The sequence below is a fragment of the Polymorphospora sp. NPDC051019 genome (assembly GCF_040683055.1).
In the GTDB taxonomy this organism is placed as follows: Bacteria; Actinomycetota; Actinomycetes; order Mycobacteriales; family Micromonosporaceae; genus Polymorphospora; species Polymorphospora lycopeni.
Genome location: NZ_JBFBCH010000004.1, coordinates 226918 through 249400, shown reverse-complemented (window position 1 = coordinate 249400; position 22483 = coordinate 226918). Strand labels below are relative to the sequence as shown.

General features: G+C 74.8%; 5 protein-coding genes. 1 reads left to right on the top strand and 4 read right to left on the bottom strand.

What is annotated here, in order from left to right:
- Positions 1 to 58: 58 nt before the first annotated feature.
- Both AB0M79_RS10245 and AB0M79_RS10240 read right to left on the bottom strand, forming a co-directional pair.
- On the bottom strand, positions 59 to 349 hold the full coding sequence (locus tag AB0M79_RS10245) for a DUF1540 domain-containing protein (protein WP_364210523.1): 291 nt from the start codon (positions 347 to 349) through the stop codon (positions 59 to 61).
- 224 nt (positions 350 to 573) lie between these two features.
- Entirely contained in the window at positions 574 to 1995 is a 1422-nt protein-coding gene (locus tag AB0M79_RS10240) for a condensation domain-containing protein (RefSeq protein WP_364210520.1), read from the bottom strand.
- Positions 1996 to 2253: 258 nt separating this feature from the next.
- Here AB0M79_RS10240 and AB0M79_RS10235 point away from each other — a divergent pair, with 258 nt between their 5' ends.
- Positions 2254 to 3150, top strand: a complete 897-nt coding sequence (locus AB0M79_RS10235; protein ID WP_364210978.1) for a bile acid:sodium symporter family protein — start codon at positions 2254 to 2256, stop codon at positions 3148 to 3150.
- Positions 3151 to 3197: 47 nt separating this feature from the next.
- On the opposite strand, the gene AB0M79_RS10230 is transcribed toward AB0M79_RS10235, so the two are convergent.
- Both AB0M79_RS10230 and AB0M79_RS10225 read right to left on the bottom strand, forming a co-directional pair.
- Complete coding sequence (locus tag AB0M79_RS10230; protein ID WP_357536646.1) at positions 3198 to 3413, bottom strand: MbtH family protein; 216 nt, start codon at positions 3411 to 3413, stop codon at positions 3198 to 3200.
- A complete protein-coding gene (locus tag AB0M79_RS10225) occupies positions 3410 to 22447 on the bottom strand; it encodes an amino acid adenylation domain-containing protein (protein ID WP_364210516.1) in 19038 nt (6345 codons plus the stop codon). Before AB0M79_RS10225 ends, AB0M79_RS10230 begins: the two co-directional genes overlap by 4 nt.
- Positions 22448 to 22483: the final 36 nt, after the last annotated feature.

Genomic DNA, 22483 nt, shown 5'->3' with positions numbered 1-22483 from the left:
GGCGGTGCGGGGTGGCGGCTGCCGCCCGGGGTACGGGCCCGGACGGCAGCGGGCCGGGTCAGCGCGGCTGGAAGGTCATGCAGTCGGCGAGGTCCTGGCCCGGCGCGACCCGGATCGACGGTGCCCGGCACTCGAGTTCGGCGTTGAACCGGCATTCGGCGCGCTTGCAGGCGCCGACCTGGGCGATCACCATGTCGAGCCCGCCCTTGGCCGAGGTGTCGATGAACGTGTCGCAACTGGCGGTCGTCTCGCCGATGGTGATGGCGAAGGCCCGGCATCCGTCATGGTTGTAGCCGCAGTCGGTTACCGTGCATTCCTGTACCCGCGGCATTTCCAGCATCTGTGTCATGACTACCTCCTCCGTTCGACCGTAAACCGGTACGGCACTTTCGGCACTTCGAACAGGAAAAGAGTTTGCCCAGCTCAGAGGAGCAGAGCCTTACCTAATACGCGCAGGTGAGGCTTTCCTTAATTCGACCGGCAACGTTCATTCCGGTACGGGCGGAACAGGCCTGGGCACAATTCCGCGGGGCCACGGATCCGTATTGCCGCGCGATGGTCCGGCCGGTCGGGTCAGGCGGTGACGTGCGGCCGTACCCAGGGTGCCGGCACGTCGTGGAAGGCCGCGTCGACCAGCAGCCGCTCCAGGTCACGCAGGAACCGCTCGGCCTGCTCGGGCGGCAGGTAGGCGGTGTTGGCGGTGAGCGTCAGACCGATGCCGCCCGGCTTGTCGACGACCTCCACCCGGGTCCGGTAGACGAAGCTGTCGTAGCTCTCGCCCCAGGAGAACGACGACCTCGACATCGCGGCACGGACCTCGTCCTCGCCGGTCTCCCGGCCGAACACGCTCGCGTCGGTGCTCAGCCGGATGTCGTTGAAATAGCAGTGCGCGCTCTCACCAGTATTGATCTTGTGACCGGCCGCCTCGTACGCCCGCAGCAGTTCCGCCTGCTCGTAGTAGGCCGAGCGGTACGCCTCGAGCGCCGCCGCCCACACCCGGGGCAGCAGTTTGGCGAAGTCCGGACGGTCGGCCAGGTCGACCACGATCATGCCGAGTTGGTTGAGCTTGGCGATCGCGGTGTCGTAACCGGGCAGCGAACGGTTGTTGACCATCATGAAGATGCCGACGGTGTCCCGGCCGGACCAGCCGGCGTGCACCGCGGCGATCGCCGTCAGCAGCACCGTCGAGGTGGTCACCCCGTGCCGGTTGGCGACCAGCCGTACGGCGGTGTCCGCCGCCGCCGAGACCAGGGTGCCCTGCCGGAACAGCGGGGTCAGCGGTGGCCCCAGCTCCGGCAGCGTCTCCTTGGGCAACTGGCCGAACCAGTCGACCCAGCGGGCGATGGCGCGTTGCGCCCGGCGCCGGTGGCGTTCCTCCTGCTCGCGCCGGGCGATGTCGACCGACTGGAGTCCGGGTGGCGCGGCGATGCTGCCCCGCAGCAGGAGCACCCGCAGGTCGCGCAGCACGATCTCGACGGCGCCGAAGTCGACGGTGGTGTGGCTGAAGACGAGGACGACCTGACATACCCGGTCGCCGGCGACCACCAGTGCCACCCGTTGCGGCAGTTCCTCGGCGAGGTCGAACGCGGTCGAGGCGAGCCGGGTGGCCAGCGCCTGCGCCGTGGCGGTGCCGTCGTCGTCCGCCGGGCCGGCGTGCACCAGCAGCACCGGCTGCTCGCCGTGGCCCGACACGACCTGGAGCAGTTCCCCGTCGACGGTTCGCAGCCGGGTGCGCAGCGAGCTGTGCCGGCCGACGAGGGCACCGACGACCCGCAGCACGTCCGGCACGCCGGTCCGGGCCCGGCGCGGCACCGGGACCACCCGCGAGATGTTGACCATCGTCCGGTTCGGCGGATACATCTCGAACGCCCGCCACAGCATCCGCTGCCCCCAGGTGAAGGGTGCCGACGGGGATTCCGTCCCGGTGAAGTCGGCGGCTGTCCACTTCTCGGCCACCGGCTCGACCGGCTGGACCGTACCTTCGAGCCCGGACACCCCGCACCTCCGCTGCGCATGATCCACTGTGGGCGATCGTGGCCACCGGCTACCGGCCGGGCCACTTCGACCAGTATCTGTTCCGGGCGGGGCTTCTAACTCCACGGGACAGCGCATTGCTCCGGCCGTTCGGCCGATCCACCGGCCGCCGCCCACTGTGCGGCGGGTCAGCCCGGCGCCGGGTTTCGCCTGCGGGCGGCCGCGAAATCAGCGGGATAGACGATGCCGGATGCGGGCCGCGGCGGGCAGGATCCGGAGATGGACTCCTGGCTCACCACCGTCGGTCTGCCGATCGCGCTCGGCATCGTCATGCTCGGCCTCGGCCTCGGGCTCACCATCGGCGACTTCCGCCGGGTGGCGACCTATCCGAAACTGGTACTGATCGCCCTGGGCTGCCAGATCGTGCTGCTCCCGGCGTTGTGCTTCGGCCTGGTGATCGCGTTCGGCCTGCGGCCGGAGCTCGCGCTCGGCATGATGCTGCTCGCGGCGTCGCCCGGCGGGACCACCGCCAACCTCTACAGCCATCTCTTCGGCGGCCACGTCGCACTCAACGTGACGCTGACCGCCGTCAACTCGGTGCTCGCCGTCCTCACCCTGCCGGTGGTGGTCAACCTGTCGTCGGGATACTTCCTCGGCGACGGCGCCTCGATCGGGTTGCAGTTCGACAAGGTGGTGCAGGTCTTCGCGATCGTGCTCATTCCGGTGGCGATCGGCATGGCCCTGCGGTCGCGCTTCCCCGGCCTGGCCGACCGGCTGGCCCGGCCGGTGAAGATCTTCTCGGTCATCGTGCTGGTCGCGGTCGTCGTCGGCGCGATAGTCAACGAGCGGGACAACATCGCCGACTACTTCCTCGCGGTGGGGCTGATCGTGCTGGTGTTCAACGTGCTCAGCCTCGCCGTCGGGTACGGGCTGCCCCGGCTGGCCGGGGTCGGCCGGCCGGAGTCGATCGCGGCCGGCATGGAGATCGGCATCCACAACAGCACCCTGGCGATCACCATCGCGGTCAGCCCGGCGCTGTTGAACAGCACGACGATCGCGGTCCCGGCCGCCGTCTACGGCATCGTCATGTTCTTCACCGCCGCCGCCTTCGGCTATCTGGTCAGCCGGCGCCGCAGCACGGCGCAGACCCAGCCCGACCTCGACCCGACCCGCTGAGCCCGGCGGCCGGGCCGGCCTCTTCGGTGAGGCCGGCCGGCCGGTGGCTAGCCCTCGGACTTCATGGCGTCGATGAGGCTCTGCGGGCGCAGGTCGGTCCAGTTGGCCTCGACGTAGTCGAGCGCCTCCTGTCGGGGCCCGGGACCGAACACCGTGGTCCAACCGGCCGGCACGTCGGCGAACGCCGGCCACAGGCTGTGCTGGTTCTCGGCGTTGACCAGGACCAGGAAGGTGCCGTCGGGGTCGTCGAAGGGGTTGGTCATCGGGCTCTCCTCGGTGGCGGTTCCACGGACTTGACGAGACTATGCAGGATCCGGGTCCAGTCGGCAGCCGTCTCCCGGACGGTTTCCTCGGCCAGCACCGCGCCCGGCCAGGTCCAGGTGGCCGTCAGGTGGGGTCCGTCGGCACGGTCCTCGACCTGGATCGTGACGCCGAGCGCGTACGACTGGGGCATGTCCGGGTCGGCGGCGTGCGGCGCGGCGACGGCCATCTCCGGCGCGAACGACCAGTCCGCGGCCTCCGGCAGGCTGAACCGGCCCAGGTAGTTGACCTGGATGTCGGGGTCGCCGAGGGCGGCCAGGCTGGCGCCGGTCCGGCTGTCGAGGTGCCGGAGCAGGCCGAAGCCGATGCCGTTGTCGGGTACGGCGCGCAGCGTGTCGCGGACCCGGGTCACCGCCGCCCGCAACGTGTCGGCCCGGTCCGGGTCGACGGTGCCGGGATCTAGGCGCACCGGGTAGACGCTGGTGAACCAGCCGACCGTGCGGGACAGGTCGACCGGGCCGGCGACCGTCGACTCCTCACGCCCGTGTCCTTCGAGGGCGATCCGGACGCTGCTGCCTTCCATTCCGGTGCGGCGGCGGGTCCCGGCGACCGCCGCCGCGACGGTGGCCAGCAGGATGTCGTTGACCGTCGCGTCGAGGGCGGCCGGTAGCCGGGTGAGCAGGACGGCCGTCTCGGCGGTGGCCAGCGTGGTGTGGACCTCGCGACAGGTGGCGGCGGTGTCCCGCGCCGGGTCGAGCGGGCGGTGCAGTGGCAGATCGCTGGCGGCCCGCCGCGCGCCGTCGTCGGGACCGGCCAGCGCGTCCGTCCAGTACGCCAGCTCTACTTCCCGGGCCGGGTCGGCCGAGGCCCGGACCAGCCCGGCCGCCCAGTCGGCGAAGGAGGTGCCGACCGGCGCCGGCCCGCCGCCCGGACGCTCCGGCTCGCCGGCCGCCACCCACGCGGCGGCCAGGTCCGGTACCAGGATGCGCCAGGACACCCCGTCGACGGCGAGGTGGTGGATCGTCAGCAGCAGCCGGCCCGGTCGCGGTCCGGCGTCGAACCAGACCGCCTGGAGCAGCACGCCACCGTCCGGGTCCAGCCGGTCGCGGGCGGCCCGGGCCTGTGCGGCGACTTCGGCCCGCAGGCCGTCGTCGTCGAGTCCGGCGGCGTCCACCCGGTGGACCAGCGGCCGTACGTCGGTCAGCCCCGGTGGCGGCACACGCAGCGTCCACGGCCGCCCGTCCGTCCGGTCGAGGCGGGCCCGGAGCAGGTCATGGGTGTCCACAAGGGAGCACAGGGCCCGGACGATCCGGTCGTGGTCCGGTTCGGCGGGCGTACGCAGCACCGCCGACTGGTTGAAACCGTCGATCGGTCCGGGCAGCCCACGCAGCCAGTGCATGATCGGCGTCAGCGGGACGGTGGTCTCCCCGACGGTCACGACCGGGGCGAGCGCGGCGACGGTGCGTAGCCGGAACACGTCCCGGGTGCGCAGGGTCAGCCCGGCGCGGCGGGCCCGGGCGACGAGTTCGATCGAGCTGGCGCTGTCCGCCCCGGCGGCGAAGAAGTCGTCGTCGACGCCGATGTCCGGTCGGGCGAGCACGTCGGCGACGAGGTCGCGCAGCGTACGTTCCAGCGGGGTGCGGGCCGCCCGGCCGGCCGACGGCCGGTGGTCGGGGGCGGGCAGCGCGGCCCGGTCGAGCTTGCCGTTGGGCAGCACCGGCAGCCGGGGCAGCACGACGAAGGCGGCCGGCACCATGTACTCCGGCAGCAGCCCGGCCGCGTGTTCACGCAGCACCGCCGGGTCCGGGTCGGCGCCGGGGGTGGCGACGACGTACGCGACGAGGTGGCGGCCGTGGTCGTCGCGTACGACCACGCTGGCCCGCGACACCGCCGGATGGCCGGTCAGCGCCGCCTCGATCTCGCCGGGCTCGATCCGGTAGCCGCGGATCTTGACCTGGTCGTCGGCCCGGCCGGCGTAGTCGATCTGCCCGTCCGCGGTCCACCTGGCCAGGTCGCCGGTGCGGTACATCCGGGTGCCGGGCGGGCCGAACGGGTCGGCGACGAACCGCTGCGCGGTCAGGTCCGGCCGCCCCAGATAGCCGCGGGCGAGTCCGGCGCCGGCCAGGTACAGCTCGCCGGTGACGCCGGGGGCGACGGGTCGCATGGCCGGGTCGAGCACGTACGCCCGCAGGTTGGCGACCGGCCGACCGACGACCGGCCGAACGCTGTCGCCGATCCGGGCGACCAGGGCGTCGACCGTGCACTCCGTCGGGCCGTACAGGTTGAAGCCCGTGGTGCCGGACAACCCGGACAGGGCGGTCCAGAGGTCGGGCGGGACGGCCTCGCCGCCGACACCGACCACCGCGAGCCCACAGCGGCCGTCACGGACCAGGCCGGCGTCGGCCATCGCGGCGAACTGCCCCGGGGTGACCTCGATGAAGTCGAGCCGGGCGGCGGTCACCGCGGCGGCCAGCCGGCCGGGGTCGCGGCGGGTCTCGTCGTCGACCACGTGCACGGCGTGGCCGTCGTAGAGCCACAGCTGCGGCTGCCAGGAGGCGTCGAAGGAGAACGACCAGGCGTGGCCGACCCGCAGGTGGCGGCGGCCGGTGGCGGCGACCGCCGGTTGGTGCAGGGTGGCGCGGTGGCTGTGGAAGAGGTTGACGAGGTTGCGGTGGGTGACCACGACGCCCTTGGGCCGGCCGGTGGAGCCGGAGGTGTAGATGACGTATGCCGGGTGGTCCGGCCGCAGCATTCGGCGGCGGTCGGTGTCGGTGACGGCGGTGGCCGGCTGGCCGCGCAGCCGTTCGGCGGTTTCGGCGCTGTCCAGCAGCAGTCGCGGCGGGCCGCCGGCGGGCAGGTCGGCGGCGACGTCGGCGGTGGTGATCAGCAGCACCGGGGCGGCGTCGGCGAGCATGCCGGCGATCCGGTCGGGCGGCAGGTCGGCGTCGACCGGCAGGTAGCCGGCACCGGCCTTGTGTACGGCGAGGATCGCGGCGACCGTGATCGCCTTGCGGGGCAGCGCCAGCGCGACCAGCCGTTCCGGGCCGGCGCCGTCGGCGACCAGCAGCCGGGCGAGCCGGTTGGTGTAGCGGTCGACCTCGGCGAACGACCAGCCCATGGCATCGGTGTCGGTGCCGACGAGGGCGGTGGCGTCCGGGGTTTCGGCGACCTGGGCGGCGAACAGGTCCGGCATGGTGGCGGCCGGCACGTCGACGACGGGCCCGTTGCCGGCGGCGAGCACCCGGTCGCGGGCCGGTTCGGTGAGCAGGTCGACCGTGCCGGCCGGGCGGTCCGGGTCGGTGGCCAGCGCGGTCAGGGTGCGGGCGAGCGCGTCGGTGATCCGTTCGACGGTCGCCGGGTCGAGCACGTCCGGCCGGTACTCGGCGACCAGCCGAAGCCGGTCGCCGGGCTCGACCGACCAGGTCAGCGGGTAGTGGGTGGCGTCGCGGCCGCCGGCCGGCCGGATGTCGAGCCCGGCCACCGGGTCGGCCGGCCCGTCGGTCACCGGGAAGTTCTCGAAGACCACGAGGCTGTCGAAGAGTTCGCCGGCGCCGGCCGCCCGCTGGATCTCGGCGAGCCCGAGGTGCTGGTGGTCGACCAGCCGGGACTGGGCGGCCCACACCCGGTCCAGCACGTCGCGCAGCGGATCGGCGGGCCGGCAGCGGACCCGGACCGGGATGGTGGTGATGAACAGGCCGATCATCGACTCCATGCCGGGCAGGTCGGCGGGGCGGCCGGAGACGGTGGCGCCGAAGACGACGTCGTCGCGGCCGAGCAGGCGGCTGAGCACGACGCCCCAGGCGGCGTGCACGGCCGTGCCGACGGTCACGCCGGTCCGCCGGGCGAGGGCGGAGAGCGCGGCCGTCACCTCCGTGGACAGTTCCGTCTCGTGCAGCCGGGGCGCGATCGGCGGGCGGGCCGGGTCGGCGGGCACCAGCCGGGTCGGTTCGGTCACGTCGGCGAGTTCGGTCGCCCACGCCTCGCGGGCGGCGGCGCGGTCCTGGGCGGCGAGCCAGCCGAGGTAGTCGCGGAACGGCACGACCGGGGGCAGTGCGGCCGGGTCGGCGTCGGCGGCGTAGAGGCGGGCGAGTTCGTCGATCAGTGGCGGGCCGGACCAGCCGTCGAGCAGCAGGTGCTGGTGGGTGAGGATCAGCCGGTGCCGGTCCGGTCCGAGGTGGACCAGGGCGAGGCGCAGCAGTGGCGGGGCGGCCGGGTCGAAGCGGGCGGCCTGGGCGTCGAGCAGATCCGGCCAGGACGTGCCGGCACCGTCCTGCTCCGACCAGGGCAGTTCGGCGGTGGCCGGGACGAGCGCGACCGGCCGGCCGGACGACAGGTGCCGGAAGCCGGCGCGCAGGTTGGCGTGCCGGTCCAGCAGGGCCTGTCCGCTGCGGCGCAGCCGGTCGGCGTCGACCGGTCCGGCCAGGTCGAACCAGGTCTGCACGGTGTAGACGTCCGGGCCGTCGGAGTCGAGCGCGGCGTGGAAGAGCAGGCCCGCCTGTAGCGGGGTGAGTGGCAGCACCTCGACCGGTGCCGGGTCGAGCGCGGCGATCTCGGCCGCCTCGGCGGGGTCGAGGACGAGCCCGGTGGACACCGGGGCGGCGCCGGGCGTGGCCGCTGGTTCGGCGTCGCGGGCCACGGCGGCCAGGCCGGCCGGGGTACGCGCGGTGAAGACCGCCGCCGGCCGGATGGTAAGTCCTTCCCGGCGGGCCCGGCCGACGAGTTGGATCGCCACGATGCTGTCGCCGCCGAGGGCGAAGAAGTCGTCGTCGGCGCCGACGGCGGGCAGGTGGAGCAGGTCGGCGACGAGCCGGCAGAGCAGTTCCTCGCGGGCGGTCGCCGGGGCCCGGCCGCCGGTCGCCGCGCCGAAGTCCGGTGCCGGCAGCGCCCTGCGGTCCAGCTTGCCGTTCGGGGTCAGCGGCAGCGGGCCGGGCAGCACCACCACCGCGGCCGGGACCATGTATTCCGGCAGCCGCGCCGCGACGTGGTCGCGCAGGGCGGCCGGGTCGGGGGCGGCGGTGCCGGCCGGTACGACGTACGCGGCGAGCCGGGTCACCGGACCCGACCGGTCGGCGACGACGGCCTGTGCCACGTCGGGGTGGCCGGCGAGGGCCGCCTCGATCTCGCCGGGTTCGATCCGGAAGCCACGGATCTTCACCTGGTCGTCCGTGCGGCCGAGGAAGTCGAGGTTGCCGTCGGTCCGCCAGCGGGCCCGGTCGCCGGTGCGGTACATGCGGGCGCCGGCCGGGCCGTACGGGTCGGCGACGAACCGCTGTGCGGTCAGCCCGTGCTGGCCGAGGTAGCCGGTGGCGAGGCCCCGGCCGGCGACGTACAACTCGCCGACGACGCCGGACGGGACCGGGCGCAGGTGGGGGTCGAGGACGTACACCCGGGTGTTGGGGTCGGGGCGGCCGATCGGGACGGCGGCGGCCCAGCCCGGTTCGGCGGCCCACAGGGTCGAGTTGACGGTCGCCTCGGTCAGGCCGTACGCGCCGAAGACCCGCTGCCGGCGGGTGAGCCGGCGGACCAGGTCCGGCGGCACGGTCTCGGTGCCGACCAGCACCACCCCGCCGTCGGGCAGCTCGCACTCCTCGGGCAGGGCCGACAGCAACGACGGCGGCAGGATCATGTGGGTGACCGCGTGGGCGGCCAGGAAGTCGGTGAGTGCGTGGTCGGCGACCCGGGCCTCGTCGGAGATCAGCACCAGCCGGCCGCCGACGCACAGCGACATGACCAGGTCGAAGACGGTGACGTCGAAGCCGACCGAGGCGAACTGGAGGACGCGGCTGTCAGCGGTGACGCCCATCCGGTCGACGGCGGTCGCGGCCAGGCTGGCGATGCCCTCGTGGCTGACCACGACGCCCTTCGGCCGGCCGGTGGAGCCGGAGGTGTAGATGACGTAGGCGGCGTGGTCGAGGCCGGCCGGTGGTCGTGCCCCGGTGACCGGACCGCCGTCGAGGCCGGCGAGTTCGGCGGCGGTCGCGGGGTCGTCCAGCACGATCCGGCGTACGGCCGCGTCCGGCAGCGGCGCGTCCATGGTGGACAGGACGGTCCGGGCGCCGCTGTCGGTCAGCATGTAGGCCAGCCGGTCGGCCGGGTGGGTCAGGTCGAGGGGCAGGTAGGCGGCGCCGAGCTTGAGCGTGCCCAGGATCGCCGCGACCATCGGGGTGGACCGGGGCACGGCGAGCCCGACGACGTCCCCGGCCCGTACGCCGCTGCGCAGCAGCAGCCGGGCGATCCGGTTCGCGGCGGCGTCGAGTCCGGCGTACGTCAGCTCGCCGGCCGCGTCGACCACGGCGACCGCGTCAGGGCGTTCGGCGACCCGGGCGGCGAACAGGTCCGGCAGGGTGGCCTCGGTGACGGGCCGGCCGGTGGCGTTGAGGTCGTGCAGGACGTGTCGCCGTTCGGCGTCGTCGAGCAGGTCGGCGGTGTGCAGCGGGGCGGACGGGTCGGTGGCGACCGCGTCGACCAGCCGGGCCAGCCGGCGGCCGATCGCCTCGACGGTGCCGGCGTCGAAGACGTCGGTCCGGTAGCCGAGGGTCACGGCCAGGGATTCGCCGTCGGCCTGCTCGACGAAGCTGAAGACCAGGTCGAACCGGGCGGTGCCGGTGGCGTACGGCTCCGGGGTGGCGGTCAGGCCGGGCAGGTCGAGCCGGTCGCCGCCGCGGTTGCGGTGCACGACCATGACCTGGAAGAGCGGGTTGTCGCCGGCCGTGCGTTCGGGGTTGAGGTCGCGGACGACGGCCTCGAACGGCACGTCCTGGTTGGCGAACGCGGCCAGGTCGGCGGCCCGGACCCGGGTGAGCAGTTCGGTGAAGCCGGGGTCGCCGCCGACGTCGGTGCGCAGCACCAGCGTGTTGACGAAGAAGCCGACCAGGTCGTCGAGGGCTTCGTCGGTGCGGCCGGCGATGGGGGCGCCGAGCGGGATGTCGGTGCCGGCGCCGAGCCGGTGCAGCAGGGCGGCGACCAGGGCGTGCCCGACCATGAACATGCTGGCGCCGGTCTGCTGGGCGAGGCGGCGCAGGACCCGTACGGCGGCCGGATCCAGCTCGACGGACGTTTCGCCGCCGGCGGCGCCGGCGGTGCCCGGGGCAGGGGTGCGGTCGGCGGGCAGTTCGAGCCGTTGCGGGGCGCCGGCCAGCGTCTCCCGCCAGAAGGCGAGTTGCCGGGCGGCGCGGCTGGCCGGGTCGGCCGGGTCGCCGAGCAGTTCCCGTTGCCACAGGGTGTAGTCGGCGTACTGCACCGGCAGCGGCGGCCGGTCCGGTGCGGTCCCGCCCAGCCGGGCCGCGTACGCCACGCCGAGGTCGCGCAGGAACGGCCCGTCCGACCACTCGTCGGTGGTGACGTGGTGCAGCAGGATCACTACCACGTGCTCGTCGGGTGCGAGTCGGGCGATGGTGAGCCGGACCGGCAGTTCGGTGGCGAGGTCGAACGGCCGGGACGCGGCGGCCCGGACCACCGTGGGCAGTTCGGCGGCGGTGACGTCGCGCAGGTCGACGGCGGGTACCGCGTCGGCGGCCGGGACGACGCGCTGCACCGGGCGGCCGTCGTGGGTGACGACGAGGGTCCGCAGCGCCTCGTGCCGCGCCACCACGTCCCGCACGGCGGCGGTGAACGCGTCGGTGTCCAGGGTGCCGCGCAGCCGGGCGACCAGCGGGAAGTTGTACGCCGCGGAGTCCGGGTCGAGCTGGTGCAGCACCCACAGCCGCTGCTGGGCGTACGACGCCGGTAGCGGGTCGGGGCGGGGCACCGGTTCCAGGGCCGGCCGGTCGCCGCCGGGGTCCGGGGCGACCCGGGCGCACAGTTCGGCGACGGTGGGCGCCTCGAACAGGTCGCGGATCGACAGGTCGGCGCCGAGGACGCCACGGGCCCGGCCGACCAGCCGGGTGGCGAGCAGCGAGTGTCCGCCGAGGTCGAAGAAGTTGTCCCGTACGCCGACCGCCGGCAGGCCGAGCACGTCGGCGAAGAGTTCGCACAGTGCCCGTTCGCGGTCGTTGGCCGGCGCCTGGTCGGGGGTGGCCGTCGGTGCGGGGTCGGCGTCCGGCAGCGCCCGGGTGTTGAGCTTGCCGTTGACGGTCAGTGGCAGGTCGGCGAGCAGCACCAGGGCGGCCGGGACCATGTAGTCGGGCAGTCGGCGCTTGAGATGGTCGCGCAGCCGGGCGGTGAGGGCCGCGGTGCCCCGGGCGGCGGCGGGCCGGTTGGCGCAGTCGGTGGGGGTGGCGGCGGTCCGCAGCGGCCGGCACAGCCCGGCCGGCGGCTCCTCGTCCGGCGGGGTCAGCACCAGGTCGAGGCTGCCGTCGTGGGCCGGTGACCAGGTGACCAGCGCCCGGTAGCCGAGCCGTTCCCCGAGTTCGCGCAACGCCTCCGGCTCCACTCCGGCCGCACCATCCACATCGGATGGCTGGTCGTCGAGGGCGCGGACGGTCGCGAGTTCGCCGGCGAGGCGGGCGTTGGGCACCCGCTCGACGCGTACCCGTTCGGGCCGGGCCGATTCCAGGTACGCCCCGAGCCCGGCGAGGTCGCCGTCGAAGCGTCGTACCGGCAGGTCGGCCGCGGGTGGCGCGGTGCCGGATGCCGCCCGCAGCACCACGTCGTAGCGGTGCCGGGTCAGCTCGTTGTGGTGCCGCCCCCGTTTGGTGAGCACGGTGCCGGTCACGCCCGGCAGGACCGCGAACAGGTCGGGGTCGACCAGCAGTTCCTTTTCCATCAGCACGCCGCGCTCGACGGCGCGCCGCAGCCGGTCGGGATCGGGGTCGGCGCCGGACCGGGCCGCCTGGACGGCGGCGTGGAAGGTACGGGCCAGCCGCAGGTTGCGTACGTCGCCGACGAAGACGGCACCGCCGGGCACCACCAGGTCCAGCGCGCCGGTCAGCACCTGGACCAGGTATTCGACGCTCGGGAAGTACTGGACCACCGAGTTGATCACGATGGTGTCGAAGTGGTCGCGGGGCAGCCCGGACAGGTCGTCGGCGCGCCGGTGCCGCAGCTCGACCCGGCCGGCGAGTTCCGGTACGCCGGCCACGTCGACCCGCAGCTTGTCGATGACGGGTGCGGCGAAGTCGGTGCCCCAGTACGACTCGCAGTCCGGGGCGAGCCGGGTCAGCAGCAGCCCGGTGCCGCAACCGATCTCCAACACCCGGCGTGGGCGCAGTTCGCGGATCCGGGCGACGGTCGTGTCCCGCCACTCGCGCATGTCGGCGAGCGGGATCGGGCGGCCGTCGTAGCTGGAGTCCCAGCCGGCGAACTCCTCGGTCCCGACGGCGGTGCCAACCTCGGCGTACTCGTCGTGGTAGATCTGGTGCCACTCGGCGATCTGCTCGTCCTCGTCACCGGCGGCGACGCCGTCGGCCGGCACGACGTAGCCGACCAGGCGGCGACCGGTGCCGGTGTCGCGGGCGACGACGGCGGCCCGGGCGACGTCGGGGTGCTCGGTGAGCACCGATTCGATCTCGCCCAGTTCCACCCGGTACCCACGGATCTTCACCTGGTCGTCGGTGCGGCCGAGGAAGTCGAGGTTGCCGTCCGGGCGGCGGCGGACCAGGTCACCGGTACGGTAGAGCCGCTGCCCCGGTGCCCCGAACGGGTCGGCGACGAACCGGTGCGCGGTCAGGCCGGGGCTGCCGAGATAGCCGCGGGCCAGGCCGGCGCCGCCGATGTAGAGCTCACCGGCGCAGCCGTCCGGCACCGGGCGCAGCCACGGGTCGAGCAGGTGGGCCCGGGTGTTCCAGATCTCCCGGCCGACGGTCGGGGTGGCACTGTCGAGGGTGCCGCCGCCGAGGGTGTTGATGGTGTATTCGGTCGGGCCGTACAGGTTGTAGCCAAGCGTGCCGTCGGTGTCCCGCAGCCGGTTCCAGACCTGGTCGGAGACGGCCTCGCCGCCGAGCAGCACCAGCACCGGCCGATGCCGGCCGGCCGCCTCGTCGCCCGCCAGCAGCCCCTGCGCGATCAGGTGGTCGGCGTACGTCGGGGTCACGTTGACGACGTCGATGCGGTGCCGGTCGCAGTACGCCACCAGCGCCTCGGCGTCGCGGCGCAGTTCCTCGTCGCAGACGTGCACCTCGTGGCCCTCGACCAGCCAGAGCAGTTCCTCCCACGACATGTCGAAGGCGAACGAGACGGTGTGCGCGATCCGCAGCCGCCGACCGGCGGCCTCGACGACCGGGCCGAAGATCGCCTCCTGGTGGTTGAGCTGCATGTTCGTCAGCCCCCGGTACGGGGTGACGACGCCCTTGGGCCGGCCGGTCGAGCCGGACGTGTAGATGACGTACGCGGGGTGTTCGAGCCGTTCGGGGCGGGTGCGGGCGAAGGCCGGGTGCTCGGCTGGTTCGGCCGGGGTCGCGGCGAGTTCGGCGACGGTCTCCGGGGCGTCGAGCCGCAGCAGGCCACGGTCGGGCAGCCGGGCGGCGACGGCCGTCGTGGTCAGCACACAGACCGGCCCGGCGTCGTCGATCATGTGGGCCAGCCGGTCGGCGGGGTGGTCCAGTTCCAGCGGGAGGTAGGCGGCCCCGGTGCGCAGCACCGCGAACAGCGCGGCCACCATGTCCGCCGAGCGGGGCAGGGCCAGCGCCACCACCTTCTCCGGGCCGGCGCCCCTGGCCATCAGCAGGCGGGCGATCCGGTTCACCCGGGCGTCCAGTTCGGCGTACGTCCACCGTCGTGCCCCGAACACCAGTGCGCTCTCGTCCGGCGTCCGGCGGGCCTGCGCGCCGAGCAGGTCGGCGATCGTGTCGCCGGGCAGCGGCCGTACGGTCGCCCCGGCGCGGGCGGCCAGCGCGGCGCGTTCGGCCGGCGGCAACACGTCGAGCCGGCCGACCGGGCCGGTCGGGGTGGCGGCCAGCCGGGAGAGGACGGTGACGAACCGGTCGAGCAGGCTCGCCGCCGTCGGCGCCCCCACCGTGTCGGCCCGGTACGCCAGCGTCGCCCGCAGCCGCTGTCCGGGCGCGACGACCAGGGTGAGCGGGTAGTGGGTGGCGTCGACGCTGCCGGCCTCGGTGACGCCGTACCGGTCGCGGAGCCGCGTGATCTCGTCGTCGCCGCCGACCTGCTGCAGGGCGAAGAGGGTGTCGAAGAGCTGGGTGTGGCCGCTCTCCCGCTGTACCTCGCCGAGGCCGAGGTATTCGTGCGGCATCAGCGCGGCCCGTTCGGCCTGCATACGGCGCAGCAGGTCACCGACCGGCTCGGCCGCGTCGAGGGCGACCCGGACCGGAACGGTGTTGAGGAACAGGCCGATGGTGTCGTCGACGTACGGGATCTGCGCGGGCCGGCCGGCGACGGTGGTGCCGAAGACGACGTCGGTACGGCCGACCGCGGTCGAGAGCACGAGTGCCCAGGCGGCGTTGAGCATGGTGTTGAGGGTGACGCCGTGGTCGCGGGCGGCGGCGCGCAGCCGGTCGGTCGCCGCCGTGGACAGCTCGACGCCGCGGCGGCGCGGCAGCACCGGGCGGCGGGCCTTCTCGGCCGGGGCGACCAGGGTCGGTTCGGCCAGCCCGTCGAACGCGGCCCGCCAGGCGGTGGCCGCCGCGTCGCGGTCCTGGCCGGCGAGCCAGTCCAGGTAGGAGCGGTAGGAGCCGGCGGGCGGCAGGTCGCGGTCGTCGCCGTCGGCGGCGTAGAGGGCGAGGAGCTGGTCGAGGACGATCCGGGCCGACCAGCCGTCCCAGAGCAGCACGTGGTGGGTGATGACGAGCCGGTCGGTGTCGCCGAGCCGGATCAGCAGCAGCCGGAAGAGCGGCGGCCGGGCCAGGTCGAAGCGGCGGGTCCGGTCGGCGGTCAGCAGCCGGTCGAGTTCCGCCGCCCGCGCGTCTCCGTCCATCGTGGACAGGTCGGCGGTGGTCAGCGCCGGTGGCGGGTCGGCGGTGACGAACTGCACCGGGGCGGGCAGCCCGTCGCCGGTGAACCCGGCCCGCAGGCCGGGGTTGCGGGCCAGCAGCGTACGGCAGGCACGGGCCAGCCGGTCGGCGTCCATCGGCCGGGCCACGTCGAAGGCGACCTGGGCGGTGTATACGTCGAGTTCGCCGCTGTCGTAGCTGGCGTGGAAGTACAGCCCCTCCTGGAGCGGCGACAGCGGCCACACCTCCTCGACCGGCCACGGGCTGCGCTCCCGTACCAGTTCCAGGTCGGCGGCTGCCAGCACCTCGACGGCCGGGGCGCCGTCCGGCCCGGCGCCGGTCCCGGCCGACGGGACGGCGGACGCGGCCAGTTCGGCGGGGGTCCGCAGGGTGAAGACGTCGCGCGGGCTGACCGGCAGGTCGCGGGCGTACGCCCGGCTGGACACCGCGATCGACCGGATGCTGTCGCCGCCGAGGGCGAAGAAGTCGTCGTCGGCGCCGACGCCGGGCAGGTCGAGCACGGCCGCGAAGATGTCGCAGAAGAGCCGCTCGCCGTCGGTCGCCGGGGCGCGGGAGGCGGCCCGGTCCGGTTGCGGGTCGGGCAGCGCGGCCAGGTCGAGCTTGCCGCTGGCGGTGCGGGGCAGGGCGTCGACGGCGACCACGACCGCCGGCACCAGCGGGCCGGGCAGGGTCGCGGCGAGGTCGGCCCGTAGCGCGTCGGGGTCGACGTCGGCGCCGGGGCGGGGTACGACGTACCCGACCAGGCGGGTGGCGCCGCCGGGACCGGGCCGTACGGCGACGGCCGCCGCCGCGACCCCGGGCCGGCCGGCGAGGTGGGCCTCCACCTCGCCCGGCTCGATGCGGTGGCCGCGTACCTTGACCTGCCGGTCGGTGCGGCCGAGGTATTCGAGCACCCCGTCGGCGCCGTACCGGACCAGGTCACCGGTGCGGTACATGCGCTCCCCCGCCGGCCCGTACGGGTCGGCGACGAACCGGTCGGCGGTCAGTGCCGGCCGGCGGTGGTAGCCCCGGGCGAGTTGGGCGCCGGCGACGTACAGCTCGCCGGGTACGCCTGGCGGGACCGGGCGCAGGGCGCCGTCGAGGACGTACAGGCGGGTGTCGGCGACCGGTCGTCCGATCGGCACGGTCGGGCCGGCCGGACCGGTGTCGGCGGGGTGCCAGGTGACCTGGATGGCGGTCTCGGTCGGGCCGTAGACGTTGTGGACCGGTGTCCCGGTCAGCTCCCGCCAGCGGGCGGCGGTCGTGGCCGGCAGCGCGTCGCCGCCGGCCAGCACCCGGGTGAGGCTGGCAACCGACGTGCCGGCGACGGCGACGGCGAGGGCGTCGGCGAAGGCGGTGAGCACCGACGAGACGGTCACCAGCGTGGTCGCCCGGTGCCGGTGGATCACCTCGGCCAGGTGGGCCGGGTCGCCGGTGCCGTCCGGGCGGGTCAGCACGATGGCGGCGCCGGCGGTCAGCGGCCAGAAGATCTCCAGCGCGGCGGGGTCGAAGGTGGCCGACAGCTGGTGCAGCACCCGGTCGTCGGCGGTGAGCCGGAACCGGTCCTGGACCCAGGTGAGCTGGTTGGTGATCGCGGCGTGCGGGACGACGACGCCCTTGGGCCGGCCGGTGGAGCCGGAGGTGAAGAGCAGGTAGGCGGGCTGGTCCGGGCGCGGCCGGGTGGCCGGGGCCGGTTCGGGCGCCGCCGGGCCGTCGACCGGGTGCAGGTCGAGCCCGGCCGGCAGTGCGGCCCGCGCCGCCGGCACCGTCACGACGGTGCGTACGCCCGCGTCGGCGAGCAGGTCGGCCAGCCGGTCGGCGGGCTGGTCGGCGTCGAGCGGCAGGTAGGCGGCGCCGGCCTTGAGCACGCCGAGCAGCCCGACGACGAGTTCGACCGACCGGGGTACGGCGACGGCGACGAACCGTTCCGGGCCGGCACCGGCGGCGACCAGGCGGGCGGCCAGTGCGGCGGCCCGTTCGTCGAGCTGCCGGTACGTCACCGTCGCGTCGCCGGCGATGATCGCCGGCGCGTGCGGGGTGCGGGCGACCTGCGCCTCGATCGCGTCGAGCAGGGTCGCCGGGCCGCCCGCGCGGTGCGGGCCGGCGAGCAGGGCGAGGGCGTGGTCGCGTTCGGCGTCGGTGAGCAGGCCGAGCCGCCCGCACGGCAGGTGCGGGTCGGTGGCGATCTGTTCGAGCAGCCGGCCGAGCCGGTCGGCGATCCGTCGCGCGGTGGGTGCGTCGACCCTGGACAGGTCGTGCTTGAAGCGCAGGTCGAGCCGGTCGCCGGGCAGGGCGATCAGGGCGAGCGGATAGTGGCCGGCGTCGCGGTAGTCGAGGCCGGCGACCCCGATGGTGCCGGACGGGTCGCGCAGCCCGTCCTGTTCCGGATAGTTCTCCAGCACCACGAGGGTGTCGAAGAGTTCGTCGAGGCCGGTGAGGCGGTGCAGTTCGGCGAGGCCGAGGTGCTGGTGGTCGAGCAGGTCGGACTGTTCGGTGTGCAGGCCGGCGAGTACGTCGAGCAGCGACCGGTCGGGGTGCCAGCGCAGCCGTACCGGCAGCGTGTTGATGAACAGGCCGACGATGTCGGCGATCCCGTCGACGTCGGCGGCCCGGCCGGAGACGGTGGTCCCGAAGAGCACGTCGCGGCGGCCGGTGAGCTGGCCGAGGAGCAGCCCCCAGGCGCCCTGGAGCACGGCGCCAAGGGTGAGGCCGTACTCGCGGGCCTGGGCGGTCAGCGCGGCGGTGACCGGCTCGGGCAGGGTGATCCGCAGTTCGGCGTTGCGGGCCGGCAGCGGTCGTGCCGGCACCGGCACCAGCCGGGTCGGCTCGTCCACTCCGGACAGTGCCGCGGCCCAGGCGGTCCGGGCGGCGTCCCGGTCCTGCCGGCCGAGCCAGCCGAGGTAGGTCCGGTACGGGGTGACGGCCGGCAGCGGGGTGGCGGCCGGGCCGTAGCCGGCGAGCAGGTCGCGCAGCAGCACCGAGACCGACCAGCCGTCGGCGACGATGTGCGGGAATTGCAGGATCAGCCAGTGCCGGTCCGGGGACCGCCGGGCCAGCAGTGCGCGCAGCAGCGGTGCCCGGCCGAGGTCGAACGGTCGGCCGCGTTCGGCGTCAATCTCAGCGGTCAGCCGGTCCCGCTGCGCGTCGGCGTCGAGTCCCGACAGGTCGACGGTCCGCCAGGGCAGTTCGACACCGGCCATGACGGCCTGGACGAGGTCGCCGTGCGGGCCGGTGCGGAAGGCGGCCCGCAGCGGGGCGTGCCGGTCCAGCACCGACTGGGTCGCGGCGCGTAGCGCGCCGGCGTCCAGCGGCCCGGTCAGGTCGATGACAAGCTGGACCACGTACGCGTCGGTGCCGACCCCGTCGAGCAGGGCGTGGAAGTAGAACCCCTCCTGCAACGGGGTGACCGGCAGGACCTCGACCAGGCCCGGCAGTTCGGCGGCGAGCTGGGCGGCGGTGGTCGCGTCCACCGTGACCGGCGCCGGGTCGGCCACGGGGTCGGCCACCGGCACGGCGTCCGGGGCCAGCGCGGCGACGGTACGCCGGACGAAGACCTGGCGCAGGGTGATCGCGAGTCCGGCCTGCCGGGCCCTGATCACCAGTTGGATCGCGACGATGCTGTCGCCGCCGAGGGCGAAGAAGTCGTCGTCGATGCCGACCGAGGGCAGGTCGAGCACCTCGGCGTAGAGGGTGCAGAGCAGTTCCTCGCGGGCGCCGCGCGGACGTACGCCGGTGCTGAGCGCGCCGAGGTCGGGCGCCGGCAGCGCGGCCCGGTCGACCTTGCCGCTGCCGGTGACCGGGATGCGGTGCAGGGCGACGAACGCCGCCGGCACCATGTGCTCGGGCAGCCAGGTGCGGGCCTGCTCACGCAGCCGGCGCAGCAGGGCGGTCACGTCGCGGAAGGCGACCGGCCGGTTCGCCAGCTCGGCGAGCGGCCGCCCGGTGCCGCCGGGCCGGTAGGCGGGTGCCGGGGGCCGGTCGGCTCCGGTGGTGGCGGCGCCGTCCGGCGCCTGACCGGTGCGGAAGACCGCCTCCAGGTGGCCGTCGGTGCCGTCCGGCGCCCAGGTGACCGCGACCGTGTAGCCGTGCCGGGTGGCGAGGTCGTGCAGCGCCTCCGGGTCGACCGGGTCGGGCGTCTCCCCCGCCACGTCCGGCGCCAGTTGCCGGTGTGCCGCCAGGTCGGCGACCAGGCGGGCGTTCGGCAGCCCGGTCACCCGCAGCTCGGCCGGGCGCTCGCCGGCCAGCACCGCACCGATGGCGTCCAGGGTAGACAGTTCCGTACCCCAGACCCGGGCCGGTGCGGCCGCCACCGGCACCCCGGCGGCCGTGCCGTCCGCGCGGCGGTGCAGGACCACGTCGTAGCGGTAGCGGCTCAGCTCGTTGTGGTCGGTGCCGCGCCTGACCCACAGGTCGACGCTGGCGACGTCCGGCAGCCCGGCGGCCAGGGTCGGGAAGAAGTCCGGGTCGAGCAGCAGCTCGCCCTCCCAGGCGAGGTCCTGCTCGACGCCGGTGCGGGCCGCCGCGACGTCCAGCGGCCGCCGTCCGGCGGTGTGCCGGCCGACCTGTACGGCGGCCCGCAGCACCGGCAGCAGCCGCAGGTTGCGTACGTCCCCGACGAAGACCCGCCCGCCGGGGACGACCAGTTCGACGGCGCGCCGCAGCACGTCGGCGAGGTAGCCGGCGTCCGGGAAGTACTGGACGACCGAGTTGACCACCACGGTGTCGAAGAAGCCGGCCGGCAGCCCGTCGAACCGGTGTGCCGGCCGGGCCCGCAGGGTGACCCGCCCGGCCAGGTCCGGGTTGCCCGCGACGTGGCCGCGCAGCGTCTCGATCGCCTGCTCGGACAGGTCGGTGCCCCAGTACGCCTCGGTGTGCGGGGCGAGCCTGGACAGGATCAGACCGCTGCCGACCCCGATCTCCAGGATGCGTCGGGGCCGCAGCGCCCCGATCCGGGCGACGGTGGCGTCCCGCCAGGCCCGCATCTCGGGCAGCGGGATCGGCTGGCCGTCGTACGTGCTGTTCCAGCCGGTGAAGTTGTCGGCGGCGGGTTCGGCGGTGCCGGCCCGGTAGAGCAGCTCGTGCAGCTCCTTCCACTGCGCTACCTGCCCGTCACCCCGTCCGGCGGCACCGTCGGCCGCGGCGGTTCTCCCCCCGGTCGCCGGTACGACGTACGCGACCAGCCGCCGGTCGCCGGGCCGGTCCTCGCGTACGGTCGCGACGACCTGGGCCACCTCGGGGTCACCGGCGATCGCCGACTCGACCTCGCCCAACTCGATCCGGTATCCGCGGATCTTCACCTGGTCGTCGGCCCGGCCGACGAAGTCGAGCTGCCCGTCGGCCCGCCACCGCACCAGGTCGCCGGTGCGGTAGAGGCGTTCCCCGGCCGGCCCGTACGGGTCGGCGACGAACCGCTGCGCGGTCAGCCCGGCCCGGTTCAGGTAGCCGCGGGCGAGGCCGGGGCCACCGAGGTACAGCTCGCCGATCACGCCGACCGGCACCGGTCGCAGCGTGTCGTCGAGGACGTAGGCGCGGGTGCCGGGGTCGGGGCGGCCGATCGGCACCGGGGAGCCGGGCGGCAGGTCGGGGTCGCAGCGGCCCAGGGTCGAGTTGACGGTCGCCTCGGTCGGCCCGTACGCGTTGTACATCTTCAGCCGGCGGGCGTAGCGGGCGACGAGTTCGGACGAGACCCGTTCGGTGCCGGCGAGCAGGGTGGCGCCCTCGGGCAGTTCGGCGTCGGCGGGCAGGACGGCGAGCAGTGCCGGCGGCAGGATCATGAAGGTGGCGCCGTGGTCGCGGGCGTACCCGGCGAGCGCGTCGGTCGGCACCCGCCGGTCGGCGGGGACCAGCACCATCCGGCCGCCGGACAGCAGGGCCAGGCACAGGTCCCAGAACGCGACGTCGAAGCTCGGGGACGCGAACTGGAGGACGCGGCTGTGCGGGCCGATGCCGAACCGCTCGGTCTGGGTGGCGATGAGCTTGGCGACCCCGGTGTGCGACAGCACGACGCCCTTCGGGTGGCCGGTGGAGCCGGAGGTGTAGATGACGTACGCGGCACCGTGGACGGTCAGCGGGGCGGACCGGTCGGCGTCGGTCGGGTCGGTGACCGGCTGCCCGGCCAGGTCCGCGGCGAGGTCCGGGGTGTCGAGCAGCAACCGGTCGGTGCCGGCGCGGTGCGGTATCCGGTCGGTGAGGTCGGTGGTGGTGAGCAGGCAGACGGGTGCGGCGTCGGCCAGCATGTAGGCGATCCGGTCGGCCGGGTAGTCGACGTCGAGCGGCAGGTAGGCGGCACCGGCCTTGAGGACGGCCAGTTCGGCGACGATCAGGTCCACCGACCGGGGCAGGGCGAGCGCGACCAGCCGCTCCGGGCCGGCGCCGGCGGCGATCAGCAGGTGGGCGATCCGGTTGGCGCGCTCGTTGAGCTGCCGGTACGTCAGCTCGGTCTCCTCCAGCACGAGTGCGATCGCGTCGGGGGTGCGGCGTACCCAGGTCTGGAAGAGGTCGGGGACGGTGTCGGGCGGCACCGCGCAGGCGGTGTCGTTCCAGCCGACCAGGATCCGGTGCCGTTCGGCGGGGGTGAGCAGGTCCAGTTCGGCGACGGGCCGGTCGGGCCGCCGCGCCCCGTCGGTGAGGAGGTTGTCGAGGTGGTCGAGCAGGCGTGCGGCCGCCGTCGGGGCCAGCCGGCCGGTGGCGGAGCGCAGGTCGAGTTCGACGGCGTCGGCGCCGGTGGTGGCGCCGAGCCACAGGTCGAGGCGGTCGTCGGGGACGGTGCCGTATCCGACGTTGTAGGGCGCGGCGGTGGCCGGGTCGACGATCGCGTCCAGCGGCAGGGTGTGGGCCGCCGCCGCGGCCCGGGTGGCGGCGACCCGCCCGGCGAGTTCGGCGAGCCCAGGCGCACCGGCGAGGTCCAGGCGCAGCGGCAGTTCGGAGCCGATCAGCAGGTCGGTTCCGCCGGTGTAGCGGTGCAGCAGGGCGGCGAGCCCGGCGAGTACGACGTCGTCGGTGCCGGTCCCGGTCCGGCGGGCGAGGTCGGCCAGCGGGCCGGCGGGCAGCGTACGGCGGTGCCCGACCCGCGGCCGGGAGCCGGTGCGGGGGGCGGGGACCTGCGGCGTACGGGTGCCGTCCACCGGGAGCGGGATCTCCGGGGCGGCCCCGGCGAGCCGGTCCCGCCAGTACCGCAGGGCGGACTCCACAGTGGTCGTTTCGCTGGCGGACAAGAAGGATCACACCTTTCCGGCGGAAGGCACGCGGGG

Bases quoted from the DNA above. Each gene is read 5' to 3' on its own strand.
- AB0M79_RS10245 (WP_364210523.1), bottom strand. From the start codon at position 349: ATGACACAGATGCTGGAAATGCCGCGGGTACAGGAATGCACGGTAACC.
- AB0M79_RS10235 (WP_364210978.1), top strand. From the start codon at position 2,254: ATGGACTCCTGGCTCACCACCGTCGGTCTGCCGATCGCGCTCGGCATC.
- AB0M79_RS10230 (WP_357536646.1), bottom strand. From the start codon at position 3,413: ATGACCAACCCCTTCGACGACCCCGACGGCACCTTCCTGGTCCTGGTC.